General features: G+C 62.4%; 13 protein-coding genes. 9 read left to right on the top strand and 4 right to left on the bottom strand.

All coding sequences use genetic code 11. The features are described 5' to 3' along the window. Nucleotides 1-4: 4 nt before the first annotated feature. The 3 genes from ACK3SC_RS08100 to ACK3SC_RS08090 all read left to right on the top strand — a co-directional run bounded on the left by ACK3SC_RS08100 (nucleotide 5) and on the right by ACK3SC_RS08090 (nucleotide 5,253). Entirely contained in the window at nucleotides 5-754 is a 750-nt protein-coding gene (locus ACK3SC_RS08100; protein ID WP_416839605.1) for a DUF429 domain-containing protein, read from the top strand. Between the two features lie 416 nt (nucleotides 755-1,170). Then, nucleotides 1,171-2,739 carry a COG1361 S-layer family protein gene (locus tag ACK3SC_RS08095; RefSeq protein ID WP_416839604.1) on the top strand — a complete coding sequence of 523 codons (1,569 nt, stop codon included), beginning with the start codon at nucleotides 1,171-1,173 and terminating at the stop codon, nucleotides 2,737-2,739. A gap of 3 nt (nucleotides 2,740-2,742) precedes the next feature. Next, the gene (locus tag ACK3SC_RS08090; protein ID WP_416839603.1) at nucleotides 2,743-5,253 is read left to right on the top strand and encodes an efflux RND transporter permease subunit; all 2,511 of its coding nucleotides are present in this window, start codon (nucleotides 2,743-2,745) and stop codon (nucleotides 5,251-5,253) included. A 118-nt stretch (nucleotides 5,254-5,371) separates the two neighbouring features. Here the strand turns inward: ACK3SC_RS08090 and ACK3SC_RS08085 are convergent, their stop codons facing one another. Further along, complete coding sequence (locus ACK3SC_RS08085) at nucleotides 5,372-5,611, bottom strand: hypothetical protein (protein ID WP_416839602.1); 240 nt, start codon at nucleotides 5,609-5,611, stop codon at nucleotides 5,372-5,374. A gap of 55 nt (nucleotides 5,612-5,666) precedes the next feature. Further along, nucleotides 5,667-5,957, bottom strand: coding sequence for an acylphosphatase (locus ACK3SC_RS08080; protein ID WP_416839601.1), 291 nt, complete (start codon nucleotides 5,955-5,957; stop codon nucleotides 5,667-5,669). Between the two features lie 185 nt (nucleotides 5,958-6,142). Between ACK3SC_RS08080 and ACK3SC_RS08075 the strand changes: the two genes are divergently transcribed. From ACK3SC_RS08075 to ACK3SC_RS08050, 6 genes are all read left to right on the top strand, one after another. Continuing rightward, nucleotides 6,143-7,504, top strand: coding sequence for a phosphopentomutase/phosphoglucosamine mutase (locus ACK3SC_RS08075; RefSeq protein ID WP_416839600.1), 1,362 nt, complete (start codon nucleotides 6,143-6,145; stop codon nucleotides 7,502-7,504). A gap of 126 nt (nucleotides 7,505-7,630) precedes the next feature. After that, complete coding sequence (locus ACK3SC_RS08070; protein WP_416839599.1) at nucleotides 7,631-8,773, top strand: BMP family lipoprotein; 1,143 nt, start codon at nucleotides 7,631-7,633, stop codon at nucleotides 8,771-8,773. 129 nt (nucleotides 8,774-8,902) lie between these two features. Beyond that, entirely contained in the window at nucleotides 8,903-10,483 is a 1,581-nt protein-coding gene (locus ACK3SC_RS08065; RefSeq protein WP_416839598.1) for an ABC transporter ATP-binding protein, read from the top strand. Beyond that, nucleotides 10,480-11,715: an ABC transporter permease gene (locus tag ACK3SC_RS08060; protein ID WP_416839597.1), complete on the top strand. Its 1,236-nt coding sequence runs from the start codon at nucleotides 10,480-10,482 to the stop codon at nucleotides 11,713-11,715. Before ACK3SC_RS08065 ends, ACK3SC_RS08060 begins: the two co-directional genes overlap by 4 nt. Continuing rightward, nucleotides 11,712-12,791 (top strand): ABC transporter permease, encoded by a 1,080-nt coding sequence (locus ACK3SC_RS08055; RefSeq protein WP_416839596.1) that lies wholly within the window; start codon nucleotides 11,712-11,714, stop codon nucleotides 12,789-12,791. Before ACK3SC_RS08060 ends, ACK3SC_RS08055 begins: the two co-directional genes overlap by 4 nt. A 171-nt stretch (nucleotides 12,792-12,962) precedes the next feature. Continuing rightward, nucleotides 12,963-14,378: a geranylgeranyl reductase family protein gene (locus tag ACK3SC_RS08050; protein ID WP_416839595.1), complete on the top strand. Its 1,416-nt coding sequence runs from the start codon at nucleotides 12,963-12,965 to the stop codon at nucleotides 14,376-14,378. Here ACK3SC_RS08050 and ACK3SC_RS08045 read toward each other — a convergent pair. Both ACK3SC_RS08045 and ACK3SC_RS08040 read right to left on the bottom strand, forming a co-directional pair. Next, complete coding sequence (locus ACK3SC_RS08045; protein ID WP_416839594.1) at nucleotides 14,353-15,636, bottom strand: sensor histidine kinase; 1,284 nt, start codon at nucleotides 15,634-15,636, stop codon at nucleotides 14,353-14,355. The genes ACK3SC_RS08050 and ACK3SC_RS08045 overlap by 26 nt on opposite strands. A 98-nt stretch (nucleotides 15,637-15,734) precedes the next feature. After that, nucleotides 15,735-17,018, bottom strand: a complete 1,284-nt coding sequence (locus tag ACK3SC_RS08040; protein WP_416839593.1) for an amidohydrolase — start codon at nucleotides 17,016-17,018, stop codon at nucleotides 15,735-15,737. Nucleotides 17,019-17,119 lie beyond the last annotated feature (101 nt).

Raw genomic sequence — 17,119 nt, 5'->3', positions numbered from 1 at the left:
CGCTGTGCCGACCCCAGAGCACGCCGTCGGTATCGATGGCTGTCGCGCAGGATGGGTCTGTGCGCGCTACTCTAGCGACAGGCTCACGATTCGTGTCGCCGCTGATTTCGACTCCGTCTGGACCGAGGTTGTCGAACCATCAGCGACGTGTGCGCTGGTCGATATCCCGATTGGACTGCCGTCGTCGTCACGACGAGCGTGTGATTCTGAAGCGCGTCGTGAACTCGGTGAGCGCGCCTCGACAGTGTTCTTTGCCCCGGTCAGGGGGGTACTCGATGCGACGACGCACGAAGAAGCGAGTGACATCAACCGAGCAAAGACAGGATATGGGCTCTCGATTCAGGCGTGGAACCTCGTTCCCAAGATTCGAGCAGTCGATTCACTCCTCGGAGAGACACCGGCCGCGCGGCGCGTGATACACGAATCACACCCCGAACTCGCCTTTGCCTCCCTCGCCGGTCGCCCACTTCGGGAATCGAAATCGACACCTGCAGGTTGCAACAAGCGTCTCGACGTACTCAGCAGGGTGTTCCCCGACGCCGACCCGGAAGCGATCTACCAAGAGACGGTGGCCCGGACACGCCGATGCGACGTCGCTCGCGACGATATCTTGGATGCGCTCGTCCTTGCTGCGGCAGCCCAGTATCCACTCGACACGCTCCCCGAACACCCCCCGAATGACTCGACAGGACTCCAGATGGCGATTCACGTTCCGCGTGTCCCGGGTGGGGGCAAAAGAAATATTGGTAAATAAGTACAATTTCCGAAGATAAGCGTTGACTGATTCACCGAACTGCGCCAATTCCGTGTTGTTTTCAATTACACGAAGACTTTTATGGGCAGACAACCAGTTATGAGATGGCGTGACCGAGGTGCCGATAACACAACGCCCTGCCCTACCGATTGCGTCGTTCTGTGCCAACTCAGTCGGTCGCGCCTCCCGCTGTCAACTGGGTTCGACGCCAGTGCCCACGGCGTCGTCCCCGTGCCTCTCTCACCGAGTCGCAACCTCCGCCGCTGATCTGCAGAGAACGCTGACTGTTCGGAGAAGACTACATACCGCTATTTCTCCCTCCAGAACGTATCAGGCCCTAGTTGGGTTTCCCAGCGATACCCTCCACGGAGACCCGCGGTCCCAGAACGCGGCCCGTTTCCATCTGGGAGAGAACAATGAAGAGTCACCTCGCAATCTTGCTCGCTGTACTGCTCGTCTTCGCTTCGGTCCCCGTGGCCGTGGGTCAAGAAGACCGAGAGCCGAACAAAGTCCCGGTCTTTCGCGCGTACGTAGTGAACCCTGTCGTCGAACCCGGTGTCGAGACGGCCATTCGCGTCGTCATCACGAACGACCCCGTCAAACCAGAAGACGTGTCGAAGACAGCCGAAAACGTCCGTGTCAAACTCACGCCCCGAAATACGCCGTTCGTCGTCAGGACCGGAGACGTGTTCGTCGGGACGATGAACGACAGCGACACTCGCGAGGCGGAGTTCCTGGTCGAAGCCCCCGAGAACATCGCTGCCGGCGAGTACGACCTGCGACTCAGAGTCACCTACGAGTTCGACAACTCCCATCGCCGAACCTACGACCTCGACGTCCCAGTTCTCGTCGAAGAGCGGGTTCGATTTGCCGTCGTCGGGTCGGATTCGACGGTCCCAGTCGGCGGACAGGGTGCAGTTGCGCTGACCATTCAGAACGTCGGCGAACTGGAGGCGCGAAACACCGTCGTCGCCGTGACATCGCAGTCTCCAGAAGTCACCTTCGACGGGACGCAGACGGCGACGCAGTTCGCACGCGACTGGCCCGTCGGTGAGAACCGAACCTTCGTCTACGACACCACGCTCGACGCGAACGGCTCGACTCGCGGATACGTCCTCGCCGTCGATATCGTCTACGAAAACCCGTCTGGCCAGCGACTCCAGTACTCGCCGCTCGCGGCGGGGTTCCTCCCGGTCGCAGAACAGTCCTTTTCGCTTCAGAACGTCGAGAGTACCCTCCGGGTCGGTGACGACGGCACCATCGTCGGCGACGTCGTCAACGACGGCGGCGCACTCGCTCGAAACGTGGTCGTTCAATTGTCGCTCCCCGAAGGGAGCGCGACGGCAACCGAGACAGAGTACGCCGTGGGTGACCTCGAATCCGGCGCGAGCGCACCGTTTTCGTTCGACGTTCAAGTGTCGGATAATGCCGACGCAGGCCCGCGCCAGTACACTGCGACGGTCTCCTACCGAGACGCCGACGGTGAGCGCCGAACGAGCGACGACATCGACCTTCGAGTGAACGTCGCGCCGTCGTCGCCAGAGTTCAGCATCACCGTCGACGAAGGGACGCTCGAACCCGGTGAAACCGGTCAACTCCGTCTCACCATCGTCAACGACCGAGACGAGACGCTCAGCGATATCTCGGCCAAGATATATCTCGAAGACCCGCTGTCGTCGAGCGATTCGGAAGCGTTCGTCGACCAACTCGGCCCCGGTGAGTCTGCAGAACTCGTCTTCGACGTGTCGGCAGGGCGGACCGCCCTAGAGAAGTCGTACCCAGTCGAACTCGACTTCCGGTACGAGAACGACGCCGGTGAGACGACGATCTCGGACGCGTACCGTGTCCCCGTTCGCGTCGAATCCGTCGAAGACGGCGGCTCGCTCCCCTTCGGTCTGTCGCTTCCCCTCGTCGGCGCAGTCGTGCTCATCGCTGCAGTCGGTGGTGCCGGCGTCCTCGTCGCCCGTCGACGCGGGCGGCGCTGAGTCGTGGCCCGATTCGACCCCCAGTGGTTCATCGACTGGGCAGACGACAAAATCGTCAATCACTCGCGACGGGTCATCCTCGTCTTTCTCGTCCTCACCGCCGTCTTCGGCGCGGGACTGAGCGCTGTCTCGACGGAGTCGGGAACCGAACAGTTCGCCGAAGAAGTCCCCGCAGAAGAGGCGTTCACACGTATCTCAGAGGAGTTCACGCCGCGATTCCAGGAGGGAACGGGGAGTACACAACTCATCCAGCGGGCGCCGAACGTCCTGACGAAAGGCGAACTCCTGCGGATGCTCGAAGCCCAGAAGCGACTCGCTGACCGCGAGGACTTACGAGTCGTTCAGACTGCGAGCGCTGCGACCATCGTCGCACAGACGGTCGACCCGGATGCAGAGACGCTGGACGAGCAGATACGCGCACTCGAACAGGCGACTGACGGCGAAGTCGCGGCGGCGGTTCGCGAGAACGCCGACAACCCCCGGTTCGTCGGCCTTCTCGCAGACGACTTCAACCCGACTACACCGAGTGCCACCGCGACGATTGGCGTCGTCACACACTCGATTCCGCTCGCCGACGACGCCGGTGCCGGACAGGGCGGCGACAGTCCGCTGAGTCCAATCCAGCAGAAAGCCGTTCGTATCGTGGACACTGTCGGCGGCGACATCTCTGTCTTCGGGTCTGGCGTCATCGCGGACGAGTTCGGTACGGTCATCACCGACTCACTGCTCATCGTCGTTCCTGCTGCCGTCCTGTTCATCGTGCTGTTCCTCGTCGTCGCCTACCGCGACCTCGTAGACCTGCTCCTAGGCACCGCAGCACTCGGCATGGCGCTGGTGTGGACGTTCGGGTTCCTCGGACTCGCGAACATCCCGTTCAACCAGGTGATGATTGCAGTCCCGCCGCTGTTACTCGCGGTGGGTATCGACTTCGGTATTCACGCCGTCAATCGCTATCGCGAGGACCGCGCAGATGGCCACGATGTCGACGAGGCGATGCGGAAAGCGACCGACCAACTCCTCGTCGCGTTCTTTATCGTCACCGGGACGACTGTCATCGGATTCCTCTCGAACCTCGTGAGCAACCTCACGCCGATTCGGGATTTCGGTGTCGTCGCCGCCATCGGTATCGTCTTTACCTTCTTCGTCTTCGGTGTCTTCCTCCCCGCCGCGAAAGTCGAAATCGATAGACTCCGCGAGCGCTACCCAATCCCGACGTTCAGTCAGTCACCCCTCGGCAGCGAGGGGAGTTCGCTCGGGACTCTCCTTCGAATCGGCGTCGTTCCAGCACTCCGTGCCCCAGCAGTCGTCCTCGTCATCGCACTCGTCCTCTCCGGAAGCGCGATGTGGTACGCGACGGGGGTCGATACGGAGTTCGGACAAGAAGACTTCTTGCCGCCGGCCGAAGCACCGGCGTATCTGAAAGCACTCCCTGAACCGTTCGCACCGGGTGAGTACAGCGTCGTCGCCGATATCGAGTTCCTCGAAGAACGGTTCTCGTCGTCACAAAGTGGGGTGGTCACAGTGTATCTGGAGGGACGAGCGACAGACGACGCCTTCCTCGAAGAACTCGACCGAGTCGCACAGGACCCACCGGAGACGTTCATCTCGGTGGACCGCCGTGCCGACTCGACGAGTATCCTCACCGTGATTCGAGACGAGGCGAGTGAAAACGAGGAGTTCGCGAGGGTCGTCGCACGACACGACAGGGATGGCGATGGAACACCGGACCGTAATCTGGTCGAAGTGTACGACGCGCTCATGCTGACCGAGTCTGCCGAGCGCGGACTCCAGTACATCTCTGCCGATTACGAAACTGCACGTGTGGATTACCGTGTGAAAGCAGACGCCGACGACGACGCCGTCGTCGCCGACACGCAAGCGATGGCAGACCGCTTCCGGACCGAAGGCACCGCGACCGGTGCAATCGTCGTCTTCGACGCCATCTCCGACCTCATCCTCGACTCGGCGGTGCAGAGTCTCATCCTCTCGATGCTCGGAACAGGGGTGTTCCTCACCTTCGTCTACTGGTGGGTCGAAGGACGCCCCTCGCTGGCGCTCGCGAATCTCGTTCCCATCCTCGTCGCGGTCACGTTCGTCGCCGGGACGATGCGCATCTCCGGCATCTCGTTCAACGCGTTTACCGCGACTGTCCTCGCGTTGACCATCGGGCTGGGTGTCGACTACTCAGTCCACATCGTCCACCGATTCATCGACGAACGCGCAGACCACGACCTGGAGACGGCACTCGACCGAACGGTCCGGGGGACGGGCGGCGCACTCGCAGGCAGTATGCTCACAACCGTCTTCGGGTTGGGCGTCCTCGTCCTCGCCGTGCTCTCTATCCTCGGGCAGTTCGGTCTCCTCACCGCGGCGAGTATCGTCTACTCGTTCCTCGCCTCGATTCTCGTCTTACCGTCGGCGCTCGTCCTCTGGGACAGATTCAGCGGCAACGACCCAGTTGTTCCACTCGGCGGCACCGAGCCAGAGCCAGGGGCCGCCGCAACTGCCGACTAACGACTTCCTGTGGTCGTGTGGAGATTTATATACGAAACCGAGCCCACCCATTCTCGTGTTGCAATCGAGACCACCCATCCCCGTGTTGCAATCGATGTCAGGGCCCCGGTCACCTCGTTTACGCACCCGTTCCAACGCCGAACAGTCGCGTCGTCCCCCACGAGACGACGATGATACCCACGATAAACACTGCCAGCGCACCCATCATCGGAAACGGGGCGAGTGTCGGCCCACCGAGAAACGGACCGCGCACGATGAGGAACGACGTCCCCATCGCGAGGCCGAGACCGACACCCGTGACGATGGTAAAGAAGAGTTTCGCCACGCCAATTCCGCGCGTGTCGTTCCGGAAGCTCATGTGTCCACGTCCGGCCGTTCGGCCCTTGAACGATTTGGCCGTCTTTCTGACGTAACTATCGTTCGATATAGAACCCGGACTCGCCGCTCGGGTCTTCGTACGTCACCTCGACGTCCTGAACGCTGGCCATCGGACTCCCGTCGTGACACCACTCGACCATCGACTCCACGTCGTCTCGTGGGCCTTCGAAGACCGCTTCGACGCGACCATCTGCGAGATTCTTCACCCAGCCGTCGACGCCGATGTCACGCGCGGTATCTCGGGTCGTCGCTCGGTAGTACACGCCCTGGACCTGTCCAGTTATGTAGACGTGTGCGCGTGTTCTCGGAGGTTCGCTCTCGGTCATAGGAGGCGATACGGTGTCCGGTGTCAAAGGCGTGCTGTCTCTCGGTCTGGTCTGCTGAAGCACTTGCTGTGGGTGCCGCGCTGTCGAGAGTGCCGCGCTGTCGAGAGACAGCCCTATCGTGCGTCCACGTGGCACGCACCGTTTGAATCGTCAGCATCTAAGTGCGCCCCCCACGACGCTCGACTATGGAACTCTTCGGCACCGCCGGTATCCGCGGCAGTGTGACCGAGCGCGTCACGCCGGAACTCGCGCTTCGCGTCGGCCGCGCCGCCGGTCTCGCCGCACTCGAATCGGGCGCTTCGGCCGAATTCGTCGTCGGCCGAGACGGGCGAACGAGCGGCCCGGGTCTCGCCGCCGCGATGGAAGCAGGACTGCTGTCTTCGGGTGCAAAAGTCACTCGCATCGGCGTCGTTCCCACCCCGGCGTTGGCGTTCGCTTCGCAGGGTCGTCGCGGCGTCATGCTCACAGCATCGCACAACCCGCCGACGGACAACGGTATCAAGATGTTCGTCGATGGGCAGGAGTACGACCGACCACTCGAACAGGATATCGAAGCACGCGTCGAGGCAGATTCACCGCCCGTCGCGTGGGACCACTGGGGCCACTCGGGAACAGAGGGCGTCCTCGCCGACTACCGCGCTGCTATCGTCGAGTTCGCGCAGGGGCACGGGTCTTCCCTCGACGGCCTCCGCGTCGCCGTCGATTGCGGAAACGGCATGTCTGCGCTCGGCACACCACAGGTGCTCCGTGACCTCGGTGGCCACGTCGTCACCCTGAACGCCCAGATCGATGGCCACTTCCCCGGGCGTGAGTCGAAACCGACCCCAGAGTCGCTGAAAGACCTCCGAGCGTTCGTCGCCGACGGCGACTTCGACTTCGGTATCGGCCACGACGGCGACTCCGACCGAATCGTCATCGTCGACGCCGAGGGCGACATCGTCCACGAAGACACGGTCATCGCCATCATCGGTGAACATTACGTCCGAACGAGTGACGTGGCCGACCCTGTCGTCGTCACGACGCCGAACGCCTCTGGCCGAATCGACGAGCGCGTTACCGAGGCTGGCGGACGAGTCGAACGCGTTCGGCTCGGTGCCCTCCACGAGGGAATCGCCAGCGCCCGCGACGCCGGCGGCGACGTGGTCTTCGCGGCAGAACCGTGGAAGCACATTCACCCATCGCTCGGTGGGTGGATAGACGGTGTCGCATCCGCCGCGCTCATCTCGCGTCTGGTCGCCGAATCCGGTCTCGGCGGCCTCCGCGACCCGGTGATGGAGCGGCCGTACCGCAAAGTCAGCGTCTCGTGTCCCGACGAGAAGAAGGCAGCTGCGATGGCCGCGCTCGCGACGTCGCTTCCCGAAGCGATGGCCCCCGAATCGGTCGATACCGAGTACGGCGTTCGTCTCGAGTTCGCGGACGCTTCGTGGACGCTCGTTCGTCCGTCGGGCACCGAACCCTACATTCGCGTCTACGCGGAGGCTGACGACGTCGACGCACTCGTCGAACAGGTCACGAGCGTCGTCGAAGCCGAGATTTCTCGCGCCTAATCGATAGGTCAGATACAGAAACTATTCTCCCGTTTCTGTGGATTTACCGGGATTTCTGGGCGTAGACTGCGAAACGACAGCTTTAACCAATTTTCGCCTCCCTTCTCTCAGTAGGTGTTCATAGACATGGACAGACGTTCTTTTGTCAAGGTGACCGGACTCGCAGGACTCACAGGACTCGCCGGCTGTACCGGCGGCCCAGGTGAGAGCGAAGAGACAACGACGACCACCGAAGCCTCGGGCGGGGACGGTGGCGAAGAGACGACCACCGAAGCCGAAGAGACGACGGAGATGTCCGAGGACACGACCAACGTCGGGATGGTCTACGCGACTGGTGGCCTCGGTGACGGGTCGTTCAACGACCAGGCACAGCAGGGTGCCATCAAGGCCGAAGAGGACCTCGGCATCTCGTTCGACGAATCGCAGCCTGACGAAGTCTCGCAGTTCAAGACGTTCCAGCAGCAGTTCGCCCAGTCCACCAACCCGGACTACGACCTCATCTGCTGTATCGGCTTCCTGCAGACCGACGCACTGACCGAATCGTCGGAGTCGTACCCCGACCAGAACTTCATGCTCGTCGACAGCGTCGTCGACGCGCCGAACGTCGCCAACTACGTGTTCGCAGAACACGAGGGTTCGTACCTCGTCGGCCAGATGGCTGGCCTGCTGACGACGCAGGACTTCTCGGCCGGCGCTGGCTCTACCTCGCCCGACTCCGCCACTCTCGGATTCGTCGGGGGTGTCGAGTCCGACCTCATCAAGAAGTTCGAAGCCGGGTTCAAGGCTGGTGCGAAAGAGGCCAACGGAGACGTCGAGGTTCTCACGAACTACACTGGCAGCTTCAACGACCCCGCCGCAGGGAAGGAAGCAGCACTCGCGATGTACAACAACGGTGCCGACATCGTCTACCACGCCTCGGGTAACACCGGGACGGGCGTCTTCCAGGCAGCACAGGAGCAGGGCAAGTTCGCCATCGGTGTCGACCGCGACCAGTCGGTGACGAAGTCCTCGTACGCCGACGTCATCCTCGCCAGCATGGTCAAGCGCGTCAACACGGCCGTCTACAACTCCATCAAGTCTGTCGTCGACGACGACTTCCAGGGTGGCAGCATCGTCGCACTCGGTCTCGAACAGAACGGTGTCGACATCGTCTACGGTGACAGCCTCGGTTCCGAGATTCCGAGCTCCGTCACGGACGAAGTCGCTGCCTCGCGCGAAGCAATCGTCGCAGGCGACGTCACCGTTCCGACGGACCCGTCTGACGTCTAAGACTGCGCCCCCGTCGAACGGAGGACAGAACTCCGTCACCCGTCTCCGACGGGAAACCAGTCAAACGTCTGAGAACCGGCGTAAAGCCGAACCTATCCGCTTATCAACGAACCACAGGAATTCACACATATGGCCACAGCCGTCCATCTCGACGGGATAACCAAACGGTTCCCCGGCGTCATCGCGAATGACGACGTGGACCTCTCCGTCGAGCGCGGGACTGTACACGCACTTCTCGGTGAGAATGGGGCCGGAAAGACGACGTTGATGAACGTCCTCTATGGCCTCTATCGTCCGACCGAGGGTCGTGTCGTGATCGACGACGAGGAACGCACGTTCGAATCGCCGCGTGATGCAATCGACGCGGGCGTCGGGATGATTCACCAGCACTTCATGCTGGTCGACCCGATGACCGTCACGGAGAACATCACGCTCGGTAACGAACCGACAAAATGGGGCAACCTCGCCGTCGACAGAGGCGCTGCCCGCGACGCTGTCGTCGAACTCTCGGAGAAGTATGGGTTCGACGTCGACCCGGATGCACGGGTCGAGGATATCTCTGTGGGCGAACAACAGCGAGTCGAGATTTTGAAGGCACTCTACAGAGGTGCCGAGATACTCATCCTCGACGAACCGACGGCCGTCTTGACGCCGCAGGAAGTCGAGGAACTCTTCGAAGTGCTCGAAGAACTCACCGAACAGGGCAAGACGATTATTTTCATCTCGCACAAACTCGGTGAAGCGATGCGTGCGGCCGACGAGATTACCGTCCTCCGAGACGGGAAGAACGTCGGAACCGTCGAGGCGAACGACACGACGCGCGAGGACCTCGCCAACCTGATGGTCGGGCGTGAAGTCCTCCTCGACATCGAAAAGCCACCGGCCGAGGCGGGCGACACCGTCCTGTCGGTGTCGAATCTCGCCGTCGACGACGACAGAGGCGTCCGCGCCGTCAACGACGTGTCGTTCGACGTGAAAGCCGGCGAAGTGTTTGGACTCGCCGGTGTCGATGGCAACGGACAGTCACAACTCATCGAAGCGGTCACCGGCCTCCGCAAACTGAAACGCGGCAGCATCGTCTTCGACGGCGAAGACGTGACGAAGCGCCCACGCCGCGAGCGCATCGACAGCGGGATGGCGTACATTCCCGAAGACCGCCAGGAACGCGGTCTGGTCATGGATTTCAACCTCGTCGAGAACGCCATCCTCGGGAGTCAACACAGCCCCGAATTCGAATCGAACGGCCGAATCGACTGGCAGTCCACACGCGGACACGCCGACGACATCATCGAGAAGTACGACGTTCGACCGCCGAACGCGGAGGCGATTTCAGAGTCGCTCTCGGGCGGGAACCAACAGAAGTTCATCGTCGGCCGTGAGTTCGAACGCGACCCGTCGTTGGTCGTCGCCGCACACCCGACCCGTGGTGTCGACGTTGGGTCTATCGAGTTCATTCACGAGCAACTTCTCGAACTCCGCAGTCGCGGTGTGGCGATTCTCCTCATCTCCTCGAAACTCGACGAGGTGCAGGGGCTCTCGGACCGACTCGGCGTCATGTACGAAGGAGACATCATCGACGTGGTAGACCCGACAGACACGACAGAAGAAGAACTCGGCCTGTTGATGGCCGGCGAACACCCCGACGAGAAGGAAGACGACGTTTCAGCAGCGGACGTCAATGGCGTTGCCACGGGCGGTGAGAGCCTGTGAGCGCCGGTGACCGTGCCCGCGACGTACTCTCTCGGCTCGTCGATGCATCGGCAACCGAACGCATCTTTATCAGCCTCGCGTCGCTCGTCCTCGCAATCGCCGTGGGGACGGTCCTCATCCTCATCGCAGGCCGGATGACGACGTGTACTGCCCAATCTGCGGTCTACTACCTCAACGTCGGTTTCTGTTACGACCCGGTGTTGGTGTTCGACCGCCTGTTCTTGGGCGCACTCGGTGACCCGTTCCGTGGTGGCTGGTCACCCGACGGGCAGTTCTCCATCGCGATGCGCGAGACGACGCTCCTGATTTTCACGGGGCTCTCGGTGGCTATCGCCTTCCGTGCAGGTATCTTCAACATCGGGACGCAGGGGCAGATGATCGTCGGTGGACTCGCCACCGCGCTCGTGACCCTCTGGGTGTCGCCGTTCTTCTCGGGCACCCTTGGACTCCTCGTGTTGGTTCCGTTCGGTCTCTTCGTGGGCGCGCTCTTCGGTGGGCTTTACGGAGTGATTCCGGGACTGCTGAAAGCGTACGCGGAGGCGAACGAGGTCATCACGACCATCATGCTCAACTTCATCGCTGGCGGGGTGACGCTGTACCTCGTCAGCGACGTGTTCAAAGACCCCAACAGTCCTGCGAACCAGACCATCCCGCTGCCGGATTACGCACAGTTCCCGGCCGTGTTGTTCGGGAGTCGGCAGGACTTCTCGCTGTACGCGCTCCTGTTCGGCGTCGCCATGCTGTTCGTGTTGTACTACGTGCTCGAACACACGTCGTTCGGGTACGACGTTCGGACGAGTGGGCTTCAACCCGAAGCGGCCGAGTACGGTGGCGTCAATGCCGCGAAAACCATCGTGTCGAGTTTCGGTCTCTCCGGTGCCCTCGGCGGTATCGCAGGCGCACTCTACGTGACGATGGTCATCGGCAAGTTCCAGTCCGGTGTCCCAGCGTACGGATTCGACGGTATCACCGTCTCCATCCTCGCCGGCAACAACCCGCTCGGTGTCGGATTCGCCGCACTCCTGTTCGGCGTTCTCAAGAGCGGAACGACCGTGGTCCAGTTCGCGACCGACGTGCCGCCGCAACTCGTCGGCGTCCTGCGTGGACTCATCATCCTCTTCGTGGCGATGCCGGAGTTCTTCCGTCTCATCGGTCGGCGATTCCTGCCGGAGGAGGACAACTCCCGGGCCGTTGCGACGGATGGGGGTCTCACCGGAGGTGACGACGAATGAGTGAAGAAAACACCACAACAGTATTCGGAAGAGACCTCGGCGGATTCTCCTCGCGAGCACCCGCTATCGCCGTCGCAGTCGGTGGCCTCCTCGCCATCTTCCTGTTCGGCCTCCTCTTCCCCGACTCGATTGCAGGAACGCTCACAGACATTCTGACGAGCGAAGGGACGCTCTCGGCCGCGCTCCGTCTGTCGGTCCCAATCGCTCTCGCGGCACTCGGCGGTATCTTCGCCGAGAAATCCGGGGTCATCAACATCGGCCTCGAAGGGCTGCTCATCATCTCGGCGTTCACCGCCATCTACGTCACCGACATCACCGGTGGCGTCTGGGTTGGATTCGTCGGCGGCGTCGTGGCGAGCGTGCTTCTCGCACTGCTGTTCGCTGTCGTCGTCATCGAGTTCCGCGCCGACCAGATTATCGCTGGCCTCGCGGTGTGGCTTATCGCCCTCGGTCTCGCGCCGTTCGCCTCGCAGGTCATCTACGGGCGGCCGAACTCCCCGAGTGTCGACACGCCCGGCACCATCGCCATCCCGGTGCTCTCGGACATCCCGTTCTTCGGGGCGTTGTTCGACGCGTCGCCGACGGTGTACCTGATGTTCATCGCCGTCGCGCTGTCGTGGTACGTCCTCAATCGGACGACGTTCGGTCGGTGGGTCCGCGCCAGCGGTGAGAATCCGAAGGCGCTCGACACCGCCGGCATCAACGTGTCTCGCATCCGCTATGCGGCCGTGCTCCTGTCGGGCGTTCTCGCAGGAATGGGCGGCGCCGCACTGTCGCTCGACCTTGGCCAGTTCACCGGGAACGGCCCGACGATGGTCAACGGGAAAGGATTCATCGCCATCGTGGCGTATCTCTTCGGCAACTACAACCCGGTCGGGGCGTTCTTCTCGACGCTCCTGTTCGCGGGTCTCGACGCGATGCAGACCGTCTTACAACTGCAGGGAATCGGACTCCCACGGCAACTCATCCGTATCATCCCGTTCGTGATGGTCATCGTCGTCCTCGCGTTCGTCGGTCGCACCCGCATCCCGGCGGCGGCAGGCGAGTACTACGACACCGGCGACGACAACCGCTAACCCGTTTTCTCCGATTTTCGCTCGAATCGAATACCCGGAATGAACCCCTGTTTTGAAGCCGAATTCGGACGTTCCACTCGAATCCCATGGACCACAGCTGTCTGTAAGTTGATAGACGCACAACCGATGCGGGAGTAAAGAGTTTTCAGCCCACGATATGCAGGTGATACCATGAGCGAAGACGAGTACGATACCGCCGAGTCGAACTCGGCAGCCCCACGGACTGAGTCCGTGGACGTGGTGGTGGTCGGCGCGGGCACTTCCGGGTGCTACGCCGCCGCGACGATTGCACGAGGCGGCTACGACGTCGCCATCGTCGAGCGGAAGACCGAGGACGAAGCAGGCCACATCGCCTGCGGTGACGCACTGAAAGGCGCGAACGACTTCCCCGAGGCGATTCCGAAATCGAAGATTGAACCGGCGTTCACGAACACCGAAGTCGACCACGGTCGGTTCGAGATTCCGCAAGAAGACACCGTCCTCGACATCCCCGTCCCCGGTGAACTCGCCGTCATCGACCGCTGGGAGTACGGCAAACTCATCATCGAAGGCGCGGACGAAGCGGGCGCGGAGTTCTACTACGACACCGTCGTGCAGGACGTGCTGCAGGACGACGACGGCACCGTCACGGGCATCCGTGGCAAGCACAAGGGTGAAGCCGTCCAGTTCGACGCCGACATCGTCATCGACGGCGCAGGCTCGTTGTCGCTCCTCCAGGACAAAGTCGATTTCTCCGGGTCGACGTTCGATACGAACGTCTCGTACTCGCATTTCTCCTCTGCGTACCGCGAAGTCGTCGAGGTGCAGGAACCGGTCGAGTGGTCCGACGCGCTCGTGTTCAAGCCGGCCGATATCGCAGCAGGCTACGTCTGGTACTTCCCCCGGACGGAGACCATCATCAACGCCGGCCTCGGGTTCCAGATGACCGAAGAGCCGATGAAACTCGTCGACGACCTGAAGAAAGACCTGCGAAACCGCGAGGAGTTCGAGGGCGCTGAAGTCATCGACAAACTCGGTGCTGCGCTCCCGACGCGCCGCCCGTACGACTCCGCGACGGCACCGGGCTACATGGCCGTCGGCGACGCTGCGGCCCACGTCAACCCGACGACTGGTGGCGGCATCGCTGGCGCGGCCTACGCCGGGTCCTACGCGGGCGAACAGGCACTCATCGCGCTCGAAGAAGGCGACGTGAGCGAAGAGATGCTCTGGCGATACAACCAGCGCGTCATGGACCACTTCGGTGGCCGCTACGCCAGTCTCGACGTGTACAACATCCTCTCGACTGCCGTCGACGTAGACGACCTGATGGGTCTCATCGCGTCGCTTCCGGGTGAGAAACTCGCAGAAGCGCTCTACTCCGGGACGACCTCGTTCGGCCCACTTCTCCTCCTCCAGACTGCCGCTTCGAGTTTCGGTCACTGGCGACAGATTCTGAACTTCTACCGCGTGAAGCAACTCGCCGACGAGTTGCTGACGCACTACGAGCGCTACCCGAGTCGGCCGAGTGCGCTCTCCGGATGGCAGGACGAGCGTGACCGCATCATGGACGACATCTACGAACTCACTGGCGCGGATCCGAAGTACTAACGTCGTCTTCGGAGACGACATCTCGGAACTCGAACCGTGCGCCTCCCGACGTTCCGTTCGTCACAGAGACCGACCAGCCGTGCGCGTCGACGACGCCGGAGACGATTGCGAGGCCGAGACCAGTTCCGTCGGGGTCGGTCGTGTACCCGGACTCGAAGATACGCTCCTGTTCTTCCGGCGGAATCCCGGGACCGTTGTCTTCGACGAAGAAGCCGTCGTCGAGCGGGCCGACTCGAACGTGTACGTCCGAGTTGGAGCGTTCGGACTCGTCACTGGCGGATGGGTACTCGTCCATCGACCCGCCGCCATCAGCCTGTGTTGGGCTTGGACTCCCGTTTGGGGGCGTCTGGTCCACGGGGGGTGCGGGCGACGCCTGCCCCCGTGTGAAGTCCGGTTTTACCAGGTCGTCAGGTAGTTCCTGACTGCCCGTGGAGCCGTACTTGACAGCGTCGTCAGGTGAAACCTGACTGCCCGTGGAACCGTGTTCCACCGAGTTACGAAAGAGGTTCTCGAAGACGGCCGTGAGTCGTTCGCGGTCGGCGACGAGTGTCATGTCTGATTCGACGGTCAGGCCAGCAGCGTCGAGGTCTGTGTTGGCGACGGCGTCCGCAGCGACGCTCGCGAGGCCAACCGGTTCTGTCTCGCCGACTGTGTCTCCGGCCCGGGCGAGTGCCAGCACGTCTTGAATGAGCGCCTCCATCCTGTCGTGGGCGTCGGCGACTGTCGAGAGATGTTCGATACCGTGGCCTTCGCGTGCGAGTTCGAGACGCATCTGTGCGACGTTCAGGGGGTTTCGCAGGTCGTGGCTCACCACGGAGGCGAACTGGTCGAGTTGTTCGTTTCGTCGCTGGAGTTTCGCCTCGTGGGCGTCGCGCTGGGCCTTCCACGTGACGGCACCGAACCCGAGGGCGAGCATCCCGACCAGCAGTGCCCCACCTTCGAAGACGAGGACGAAGAGTTCGGATTGGACGAAAATCTCGCCGAAAGCGTCAGTCGCAGCGGAGATACTGACGAGGACCGTCCCGGCGTAGAGCGGTCGCCACACGCGCTGGTGGTCGCGGAGTCCGGCGAGTGCGACAGTTCCGCCGAGTGGAATCGCGACGACGAGCAGTTCCACGACGAATCGTATCCACGGGACATCCGAAGCACTGGGGAAGACGAGGAACTGGATACCGGCGACTCCGACGACGACCACGAGTGCAACGAGGGCCGGTCGGAGGCCATCGTCCTCTGTCGATTCACTTCGGAGTGGCCCCATCGCTGGCGGCTATGCACGGGGGGGACAAATAAGCGCTGGCGGTTTCTCACTGCAACGAACAGCCTGCCACCAGGTGTGAAACTCGTAAAACGGGCTTCTCAGGGCTGTTCAGACGAAATCTGGGCGATACTGCCCGAGATAACGTCGATGGCGATTCGGATGGTCGCTTCGTCGACGTCGAACGTTCGGGTGTGGTGACCACCGGGATGGTCGGTGCCGACGCCGACGTAGGCGGCGAGGCCGCCCCGGTCCTGAACGTACTGCATGAGGTACGTGGCGTCTTCGCTCCCGCCGAGGTCGTCGCTGTCGAGGATGGATTCGACACCGTCGACACCCTCGCTGACGGCCCCGACGATGGTTTTGAGGGCGTCGTCGCTGCGGGCGCTCGGGGCTTTGCCTTCGACGGAAATCTCGACTTCGCAGTCGTGCATCGCGGCCGCCGAGTCGATGACGGTGTAGGCGCGTTGTTCCATGTACTCCATGAGTTCGGTCGTCGCCCCGCGAACTTCGCCTTCGATGTACGACTCTTCGGCGACGATGTTCGTCGCGGTGCCACCACCCATCAGACCGACGTTGACGCGGGTCGCGCCATCCGAGTGCCGAGAGATACCGTAGAGGTTCTGGATGGCCGTCGCGGCAGCCAGGTTCGCGTTGTTGCCTTCTTCTGGTTTCGCGCCGGCGTGTGCCGGTGCGCCCGTGAAGTCCGCGCGGAAGTGCGAGACAGCGAGGAATCCATCGACCCCGCAGACGACTTCGCCGGTCGGGTGGTCGAGGCCGACATGGAGGGCGAGGAGGTAGTCGACGTCGTCGAGGTGGCCGCCTTCTGCGACGGCCTTCCCCCCGGCGACGCGCTCTTCGCTCGGCTGGAAGAACACCTTGAACGTCCCCTGAAACTCACTGGCCGCAACGGCGTCGAGCACGCCGAGACCGATGGTCGCGTGGGCATCGTGGCCGCAGGCGTGCATGAACCCCTCGTGCTCGGAGCGGAATCCTTCGGCCGTCGGTAGATGGTCGTCTGCGTCGGACTCAGTGATGGGCAGCGCGTCGATATCGACGCGCAGGCCGATGGTTGGCCCGTCGCCCCGTTCGAGGACGGCAACCGCGCCCGTGAATCCCCCGGCGAGTCGTTCGAGGATGTCTTCGCGTGCGCCTTCAGCGCGTGCTTGTTCGAACCACTCGTCGAGTTCGTCGTCGTCCGGGACGGCCATTCGCTGGTCGGCGTCGAGTATCTCTGGGCCGACGTAGAGCGCGTCGAGGTCACGCGTCTCCAGTTCGTCGACGATGCGGGCGGTGGTGTAGAACTCACGCCACGCGGGTTCTGGGTGGCGGTGGAGGTCGCGTCGAAGTGAGATGAGGTCCTCGAAATTCGCCTGTTGGCTCATGGCTCAGATTTCTCCTCCGCCGATGATAAACGCTCGTGACAACGAGAGAATACACTCAATTTATCGAAGCATACTTGGAGGGAATTCGTGCATCTTATATC

It is taken from the genome of Haloferax sp. DFSO52 (assembly GCF_048158745.1).
Lineage (GTDB): Archaea > Halobacteriota > Halobacteria > Halobacteriales > Haloferacaceae > Haloferax.
This window is presented reverse-complemented; position numbering and strand designations above follow the sequence as displayed.

Excerpts from the sequence above, each read along its gene's own strand:
- ACK3SC_RS08095 (WP_416839604.1), top strand. The coding sequence starts at position 1,171 with ATGAAGAGTCACCTCGCAATCTTGCTCGCTGTACTGCTCGTCTTCGCT.
- ACK3SC_RS08085 (WP_416839602.1), bottom strand. The coding sequence starts at position 5,611 with ATGAGCTTCCGGAACGACACGCGCGGAATTGGCGTGGCGAAACTCTTC.
- ACK3SC_RS08080 (WP_416839601.1), bottom strand. The coding sequence starts at position 5,957 with ATGACCGAGAGCGAACCTCCGAGAACACGCGCACACGTCTACATAACT.
- ACK3SC_RS08075 (WP_416839600.1), top strand. The coding sequence starts at position 6,143 with ATGGAACTCTTCGGCACCGCCGGTATCCGCGGCAGTGTGACCGAGCGC.
- ACK3SC_RS08070 (WP_416839599.1), top strand. The coding sequence starts at position 7,631 with ATGGACAGACGTTCTTTTGTCAAGGTGACCGGACTCGCAGGACTCACA.
- ACK3SC_RS08065 (WP_416839598.1), top strand. The coding sequence starts at position 8,903 with ATGGCCACAGCCGTCCATCTCGACGGGATAACCAAACGGTTCCCCGGC.
- ACK3SC_RS08055 (WP_416839596.1), top strand. The coding sequence starts at position 11,712 with ATGAGTGAAGAAAACACCACAACAGTATTCGGAAGAGACCTCGGCGGA.
- ACK3SC_RS08050 (WP_416839595.1), top strand. The coding sequence starts at position 12,963 with ATGAGCGAAGACGAGTACGATACCGCCGAGTCGAACTCGGCAGCCCCA.
- ACK3SC_RS08045 (WP_416839594.1), bottom strand. The coding sequence starts at position 15,636 with ATGGGGCCACTCCGAAGTGAATCGACAGAGGACGATGGCCTCCGACCG.
- ACK3SC_RS08040 (WP_416839593.1), bottom strand. The coding sequence starts at position 17,018 with ATGAGCCAACAGGCGAATTTCGAGGACCTCATCTCACTTCGACGCGAC.